Raw genomic sequence first — 4513 nt, forward strand, 5'->3', positions numbered from 1 at the left:
GAAGCGAGTGAGGCGGTTCGACCTGACGCCCGGAGCCGAGGCTCTGAGCGATTTCCGGCGGAGTTGGCCGCAGCTCTTCCTCTTCTCGCTCGTCACCAGGATCGCGGTGGCCGTGATCCTGCTTCCCGGGCTCGCGGTCGTGCTTCGCCTGGCGCTCGCCACGCAGGGTCGGGCCGCGCTTAGTGACCAGGAGATCCTGTTCTTCTTCCTGTCGCCCGTGGGACTCGCCACCCTCGTCGTCGTGGGAGGCACGTGGGTCGGCCTGGCGCTGCTCGAGCAGGCCGGCCTGATGACGATCGGTATGGGCGCGGCCGCCGGACGGCGCGTCATGTGGCTCGCCGCGTTTCGGCACGTCGCCAGCCGCTTCACTCGACTCCTGCTGCTGGGCGCTCACATGCTCGTGAGGGCCCTGGCCATGGCCACGCCGATCCTGGCGCTGGTCGGCGCCGTCTACGGCTTCTTCCTCCGGGAACACGACATCAACTACTTTCTGACCACCCGACCGCCGGAGTTCCTCGTGGCGGGCGGGCTGGCCGGGCTCCTGATTCTCCTGCTCGCCGGTTGGCTCACAGTCCGGATCCTCGGGTGGATGTACGCCCTCCCTGGCATCCTGTTCGAGAACCTGGGCCCTCGCGAGGCGCTCCGGGCCTCGGTGGCCGCGGCCGAGGGGCGACGCTGGACGCTGTTCGGCTGGATCATCGCGTGGCTGGCCGCCGGCGCCATCGCCTCGATCGTGCTCACGTGGGTGCTCGGCGTCGCGGGACGCCTGCTGGTGCCGCAGGCCAGTGAATCCGTCCGGCTCGTCGCGTTCACACTCGGCGCCGTCGGACTCCTGAGCGTTGGCGCGAACCTGATTCTGTCCTTCATCTCCGCGGCCCTGTTTGCGCTCATCATCGTGCGTCTCTACCGCACCGATGCCGCGCCCGCCGGGATCGATGCCCGGCTTCCCTCGGCGGAGCCGGGCAGCCGGGCGGCCCGGATCAGGCTCGGGCCCGTGACCGTCGTGTCAGCGTGCGTCGTCGCGCTCGGGGTCGCGGCGCTCATCTCCGTGGTCCTCGTCGCACGGCTCCCGGCCGAAGACGCCGCGATCGTGATCGCGCACCGCGGCGCGGCGATGCACGCCCCGGAGAACACCATGGCCGCGGTCCGGCGGGCTCTCGACGAGGGCGCCGACATGGTGGAGATCGACGTCCAGGAGAACGCCGAGGGCGAAGTGGTGGTGTTTCACGACAGCGATTTCATGAAGACGGCGGGCCACGCGTTGAAGGTCTGGGATGCGACACGCGCGGACCTCGACACGCTGGACGTCGGAAGCTGGTTCGACGCGACGTACGAGGGCGAGCGCGTGCCGACGCTGGAAGAGACGTTGATCGAAGCGCGGGGGCGGGCCGGGGTGAACGTCGAGCTCAAGTACTACGGCCACGACAGGGCTCTCGAGCGTCAGGTGGTCGACATCGTCGAGCGCACGAGCATGTCGGACGCCGTGGTCATCATGTCGCTCAAGTACGACGGGATCGAGAAGATCCGCTCTCTGAGGCCGAACTGGACGTATGGCCTGCTGACCACCGTGAGCCTTGGAGATGCCACCGCATTGGATGTGGACTTCCTGGCCGTCAACGCGGCGGCCGCCTCCCGGCTGTTCATTCGGCGCGCGCACGCCGCCGGTAAGGACGTCTACGTGTGGACCGTGAACGATCCTCTGCTCATGTCGGCCATGATGAGCCGAAATGTCGACGGCATCATCACGGACGATCCCGGACTCGCGCGACGCGTTCTCCAACTGCGCTCGGAGTTGAGCCCTGCCGAGAGACTGCTGATCGGCATCGGGACGGAGATCGGGGCGTTTGCGCTCCCGATGGATGAGGTCGACGAATCAGACGCTTAATCAGTGAATCAGACTACAGGAGAAATCATCATGGATGGTGTGGACCTGCAAACCCTCAGCCGGATCGCCACCGAGCTCATCACCGCCTGGGGACTTCGGGTCGTCGGAGCGATCGTACTCCTCATCGTCGGCCGCATCGTGGCCGGCTGGGCCCGGCGGCTCGCAAAGAGGGGACTCGGACGGAGTGGGGTCGACGACACCCTCGTGCCATTCCTCTCCGGGCTGGTCTACTGGCTGGTCCTGGCCGTGGTGCTCGTCGCCGTGCTCGGCATCGTGGGCATCCAGACGGCGTCCCTGCTGGCCGTGCTCGGCGCCGCCGGACTGGCGGTCGGGCTGGCTCTCCAGGGCTCCCTGTCGAACTTCGCGAGTGGCGTGATGCTGTTGATCTTCCGGCCATTCTCGGTCGGGGACTTCATTGACGCGGGGGGCACGACGGGAGCGGTCGAGTCGATTGGACTGTTCAGCACCACCCTGAACACGCCGGACAACGTGCGAGTCATCATGCCCAACTCGGTCGTGTACGGGCAGACGATCAAGAACTTCGCCGCGAACGACATCCGGCGGAACGACATGATGGTGGGAGTCTCCTACGACGATGACCTCGGCACCGCCCTGGAAACGATTCGGACGGTGCTGGGCGAGGACCACCGGGTCCTGGCCGATCCGGAGCCGGTGGTGGCCGTCGCCGAGCTGGGCGATTCGTCCGTGAACTTCGTCGTCCGGCCGTGGTGCGCAAAGGAAGACTACTGGACCCTGCGGTTCGATCTCACCCGGGCGCTCAAGGAGCGCCTCGAGGCAGCCGGTTGCTCGATCCCGTATCCGCAGCGCGATGTCCACCTCATACGGGAACCCGGTTCGTGATGCGCCGAAACGCGGCGCGAAGGCGGGGCGAACTGTAGATTCACGGGCGGCGGTACGCCCTTCGAACAAGGAAGTGAGGCTTCTCCATGCGTGCATTACAGCGACTCCGGCCGCTCCTCGCGGCCTTCGCGGCCGTGGCCTTCCTGGGCAGCGCGGCCGACGTCGGCGCCCAGTCGATCAAGGATGGCACCGGCGGCCTCGAGATCAACGCGTTCTACGGCGTCCTCAACGGCCTCGGCGACACCGAGTTCGAGAACGACCCGGCGCCGTGGCGACTGGACAACGACCCGTATTTCGGGGGCCGTCTCGGATACGTGCTCGACTTCGGCCTCGGCGTCGAAGGGTTCTTCGGATACGTGGACTCGAAGGTCATCGGTTCGTCCTACGACGGGACGGAAGCCAAGGTCATGAACTACGGTGGCGATCTGACCTACAACTTCAACTTGAACCGCTCCATCCAGCTCGCGGTCCTCGGCGGGGCCGGCATCCAGTCCTTCGATCTCGACATCGAGGGGCTGGACACCCAGAACGCCTTCGCGTGGAATTACGGAGCGGCGCTCAAGATCTATCCGGTCCGCTGGCTCGCCTTCCGGTTCGACTGGCGCAACTACATCTCGAAGGACGGCCTCGACGACGCGCGGGCCGTCATCTCGGGAACGGGCCTCGGCGAGGAGACTCTGTACTCCACCGAGTGGACGGCCGGGCTGTCGCTCTTCCTGTGGGGCCCCAAGGACTCCGACGGTGACGGCGTCGAGGATGGAGACGACCTCTGCCCCGATACCCCGAAGGGCGTGGAAGTGGACGCCAACGGCTGCCCCTTCGACACGGACATGGATGGCGTGTATGACTACGCCGACCGCTGCCCGGACACCCCGCGCGGCGCGGTCGTGGATGCGGACGGGTGCCCGATCGATTCGGACGGCGACGGCGTCTGGGACGGACTCGATCGGTGCCCGGATACGCCGAAGGGGGCCGAGGTCGATGAGAACGGCTGCCCAAGCGATCGGGACGGCGATGGGGTCTTCTTCGGAATCGACCTGTGCCCGAACACGCCGCGTGGCGTCATGGTCGATGCCACGGGCTGCCCGCTGGACAGCGATGGCGATGGCGTCTTCGACGGGATCGACGAGTGCCCGGGCACACCGGCCGGCGCGCGCGTCGATGCGCGCGGGTGCCTCGTGCAGCTCGAGCTCCGGAACGTCGAGTTCGAGTTCAACAGCTTCCAGCTCACGCAGGCGGCACGGGCCTATCTGACGGAGCTCGCCGACCAGATCGTCACCCAGGCCGACCCACAGGGAACGGCTCGCCTGGAACTCCGTGGCTACACGGACTCGGTCGGTTCGGAAGCGTACAACGAGCGGCTCAGCCGGGAGCGAGCCGACGCCGTGCGCAGCTTCCTGCTCACCACGAGCATGCAGATGGAGCAGTTCGCGAATCGGCTCGATGCCGTGGGCTACGGCGAGGCCGATCCGGTCGCCTCCAACGACACCGAGGAGGGACGGGCGCGAAATCGGAGGGTGGAGCTGCACATCGTTCAGCCGTGAGCCGGGTCCGCGGCCGAGCCGCGGACCGACTCCGATCCCGGGTGCTTCCCGGCGTGTGTAATGCGCCGGGAAGCGCTCCGACCGCACGGGCGCGACCATACCCGAGCGTGTATCTTGTAGCGTCAATTATCTGGCAGGATCGTTCACAGCCAACTCCATAAGGCAGAGTACGATGAGCAGAATCCACGTCCGTGTTCTCACGCTGGCCCTGTGCGCCGTCGCC

General features: G+C 67.0%; 3 protein-coding genes. All 3 read left to right on the plus strand.

What is annotated here, in order from left to right:
* Positions 1 to 1885: glycerophosphodiester phosphodiesterase family protein (locus tag AC36XV_RS02885; RefSeq protein ID WP_492202169.1), on the plus strand; the 1885-nt coding region annotated here is incomplete at its 5' end.
* A gap of 30 nt (positions 1886 to 1915) precedes the next feature.
* On the plus strand, positions 1916 to 2746 hold the full coding sequence (locus AC36XV_RS02890) for a mechanosensitive ion channel family protein (protein ID WP_492202170.1): 831 nt from the start codon (positions 1916 to 1918) through the stop codon (positions 2744 to 2746).
* An 86-nt stretch (positions 2747 to 2832) separates the two neighbouring features.
* Entirely contained in the window at positions 2833 to 4290 is a 1458-nt protein-coding gene (locus tag AC36XV_RS02895) for an OmpA family protein (protein ID WP_492202171.1), read from the plus strand.
* Positions 4291 to 4513: the final 223 nt, after the last annotated feature.

It is taken from the genome of Candidatus Benthicola sp., assembly GCF_058719085.1.

Coding starts and splice junctions, on each gene's coding strand:
- AC36XV_RS02890 (WP_492202170.1), top strand. CDS start 1,916: ATGGATGGTGTGGACCTGCAAACCCTCAGCCGGATCGCCACCGAGCTC.
- AC36XV_RS02895 (WP_492202171.1), top strand. CDS start 2,833: ATGCGTGCATTACAGCGACTCCGGCCGCTCCTCGCGGCCTTCGCGGCC.